The organism is Acidimicrobiales bacterium, from assembly GCA_036399815.1.
In the GTDB taxonomy this organism is placed as follows: Bacteria; Actinomycetota; Acidimicrobiia; order Acidimicrobiales; family DASWMK01; genus DASWMK01.
In genome coordinates this window covers 1-3,404 of record DASWMK010000032.1, presented here as the reverse complement: position 1 = coordinate 3,404, position 3,404 = coordinate 1, and the positions used below count along the sequence as shown (strand labels likewise).

The 3,404-nt window shown below is 76.4% G+C and carries 4 protein-coding genes; 3 read left to right on the top strand and 1 reads right to left on the bottom strand.

What is annotated here, in order from left to right; genetic code table 11:
• A partial coding sequence (locus VGB14_02135; GenBank protein HEX9991706.1) for a hypothetical protein occupies positions 1-1,090 on the top strand: 1,090 nt, incomplete at its 5' end.
• A 39-nt stretch (positions 1,091-1,129) separates the two neighbouring features.
• Entirely contained in the window at positions 1,130-2,134 is a 1,005-nt protein-coding gene (gene mtnA / locus VGB14_02130) for an S-methyl-5-thioribose-1-phosphate isomerase (GenBank protein HEX9991705.1), read from the top strand.
• On the opposite strand, the gene VGB14_02125 is transcribed toward mtnA, so the two are convergent.
• Positions 2,059-2,700, bottom strand: a complete 642-nt coding sequence (locus VGB14_02125) for a hypothetical protein (GenBank protein HEX9991704.1) — start codon at positions 2,698-2,700, stop codon at positions 2,059-2,061. The two genes, mtnA and VGB14_02125, sit on opposite strands and share 76 nt — an antisense overlap.
• A gap of 277 nt (positions 2,701-2,977) precedes the next feature.
• Between VGB14_02125 and VGB14_02120 the strand changes: the two genes are divergently transcribed.
• The coding region (locus tag VGB14_02120) for a hypothetical protein (GenBank protein HEX9991703.1) at positions 2,978-3,404 on the top strand (427 nt) is incomplete at its 3' end.

Below are 3,404 nucleotides of genomic sequence, written 5' to 3'. Positions count from 1 at the left end.
CTGCGGCAACACGCTGCTCATCGCCAACGACCGGGTGGAGGCCGACATGGGCGGCGTCCTCCACGTGATCGACATCACCAACCCGAGCCTGCCCACCCTGGCCGCCAGCCTGCCGCTCGGGCTGACCGGCGAGGGCCGCGGCCCCGGCCACATCGCCAACTTCGTCACGGCCGACTGCTCGCTCGCCTGGATCGACGGCGGCGACGACGTCGAGGTGGTCGACCTCAGCCACCCGACGGCGCCCGTCTCCCTCGGGACGTTCCAGTCCAGGGCGGCCACCGGGCCGAACCCGGACGAGCCGGGGGCGTTCGTCGTCACCCACGACACCGAGCGGGACAGCACCGGCACGCTGTGGTCGGTGGGCGGCGGCGGCGTCGCCGGGTACCAGCTGACCAACGACCCGCTCCAGCCCCACCTGGTGGCGGCGTCGGGCCGCAACGGGGTGAACATCGACTTCGACGACACCAACTCGCGGTTCAACGACTTCATCCTCCACAACTCCCAGCGGGCCTCGAGCGACGTGCTCCTCATCACCGAGGAGGACTACATCGACACCGACCAGGCCCAGCCGGGCAGCTGCAACGGCCAGGGCAAGTTCGAGACGTGGCGGATCGAGACCGGCGGCCGCGAGATGCACCCGCTCGACACGTGGACGACCGAGCTCAACGGGTTCCTCACCGGCGGGACGGCGACCGACTCCAAGGCGCCCGTCACCGTCAACTGCTCGTCGCACTGGTTCGACTACCGGGGCGGCGTCGCCGCCGTCGGCTGGTACGAGCAGGGCGTCCGCTTCCTCGACGTCCGCAACCCCCGCGACATCCGCCAGGTCGGCTACTACCTGCCGGCGGCCGGGTCGACGTGGGCGGCGTACTGGTCGCCGACGGCGAGCGACATCGTCTACACGGCCGACGCCTACCGCGGCATCGACGTGCTGCGCATCACCGGCGCCACCAGCCCGCTGGCCCCGGCGGTGCAGGCACCCGTCCCGAGCTCGTGGTTCGGCACGGTCGGCGTCGCCTCGTCGGTGCCCGGCTTCCAGCCCGACGAGCTGTTCGGCTGGAGCTGCGCGCTCCCCACCGGCCAGCTGTAGATCGACCGGGACGGCCCGCCCGTCGGCCAGGATGGGCCGGTGGCGACCGAACCGACCGGTGACCCGCTCCCTCCCACGATCTGGTGGGAGGGAGGGGCCGTCCGCCTGATCGACCAGCGGCAGCTGCCCGGCCGGCTGGTCGTGGCCGAGGCCGGCACGGTCGACCAGCTGTGCGAGCTGATCCGCACGATGGCCATCCGGGGCGCGCCGGCGCTGGGCGCCGCCGGGGCCTTCGGCGTGGCCCTGGCCTTCGTGCGGGGCGAGCCCATCGAGCCGGCCGTGGCGCGGCTGGTCGCCACCCGGCCGACGGCCGTCAACCTCGCCTGGGGGGCGCGCCGGGCCGCCGACGCGGCCGACCCGGTGGCCGAGGCCATCGCCGTCGCCGCCGAGGACGTGGCCCGCAACCGCCGCATCGGCGCGGCGGGCGCCGCCCTCGTCCCGCCCGGCGCCAGGGTGCTGACCCACTGCAACGCCGGCGCCCTGGCCTGCGTCGGCTACGGCACCGCGGTCGGCGTCATCCGGGCCGCCCACGAGGCCGGCCGGTCGCCCGCCGTGTGGGTCGACGAGACCCGCCCGGTGCTCCAGGGCGCCCGCCTCACGGCCTGGGAGCTCGACCAGCTCGGCATCCCCTGCACGATCGTCGCCGACGTGATGGCCGCCGGCCTGATGGCGTCGGGCGAGGTCGACCTCGTCGTCGTGGGCGCCGACCGGGTGGCGGCCAACGGCGACGTCGCCAACAAGGTCGGTACCTACGGGCTGGCCGTGCTGGCCGCCCACCACGGCATCCCGTTCTACGTGGCCGCCCCGACGTCCACGTTCGACCCGGACTGCCCGGACGGCGCCGCCATCCCGATCGAGCGCCGCCCGGCCGAGGAGGTCGTCGCCATGGGCGGCGTCCGGGTGGCCCCGGCCGGCGTGACCGCCGAGAACTGGGCGTTCGACGTCACGCCCGCGGCGCTGGTGACGGCCTACGTGACCGAGGACGGCGTGATCGAGGGCCGGGGCGCGGCGCCGCCGGGGATCGTCAGCCGGTCCAGCGCGTAGTGCACGACGGGGCCGACGGCCAGGGCGAACAGCACCGTGCCGACCCCGACGCCGCCGCCCAGCAGGAAGCCGGCCACGAGCACGACGAGCTCGATGGCCGTCCTCGCCACCCGCACTGACGGTCCCCGGCGGGAGATGCCGGTCATGAGGCCGTCGCGGGGGCCGGGCCCCAGGCCGGCGCCGATGTAGAACCCCGAGCCGACGCCGAACGTGAGCACGCCGCCGACGAGCAGCGGACCCCGCACGGCGAGCGCCTCGACGTGGGGGGCGACGGCCAGCACGGCGTCGACGGTCAGGCCGATGAGGAGCACGTTCAGGACCGTGCCGAGGCCCGGCCGCTCCCGCAGCGGCAGCCAGGTGAGCAGGACGAGCGCCCCGACGGCGACGTTGGTCGTGCCGATCGGGACGCCGGTCAGCTCGGACAGGCCCTGGTGGAGCACGTCCCACGGCGCCAGCCCTAGCTCGGCCTCGACCATGAGCGCGATCCCGACCCCGCACATGACGAGCCCGAGCAGCAGCCTCGGCAGCCGCCGCCGCACCTCCCGAGCCGGCAGCGACACGAACACCCCGGCGAGGCTACCGGCGCCCCGGCCGCGACCCTTCCCGGGGATCGGCCCCGCTGGCTGGCTGAGGGCGCCGTGCCGCGGCGCCGTCGGGCCGTCTCGGTGGGCCGGCCCCGTTCCGCCGTCGGGCGGTCCCCGTCGGGCCGGCCCCCGTTGCGCCGTCGGGCCGTTCTCCTTCGGGCGGCCCGCGTTGCGCCGTCGGGCCGCTCCCCGTTCCGCCGTCGGGCGAGCACGGCCCGGACGGGGGTTGCTGTCACACCCCCTGCGTACCGTCGTCGGCGTGCTGCTGCCGTCCACCTGCCCGGTGTGCGGGGCGCCCGGCCGGGCGCCGTGCCCGTCGTGCGCGGCGTCCCTCCACCGGGCCCCGCCGCTGGCGACCCCGCCCGGGGTGGACCGGGTCGTCGCCCTCCTCGCCTACGAGGGGGTCGGGCGCGAGCTGGTGGCCCGCACGAAGTACCGGAACCGGCGGGCGGCCCTGCCGTGGCTGGCGGCGGCCATGGCGGCGCTGGTGGCCGGCATCGACGTCGACCTCGTCACCTGGGTCCCGACCACCCCGGCGCGCCGGCGCCGGCGGGGGTTCGACCAGGCCGAGCTGCTGGCCCGCCGGGTGGCCGCCCGGCTCCGGCTGCCGTGCCGCCCGCTGCTGCACCGGCTGCCCGGCCCGGCTCAGACGGGCCTGCCGCTGGCCGCCCGCCGGGGCGCGCCGC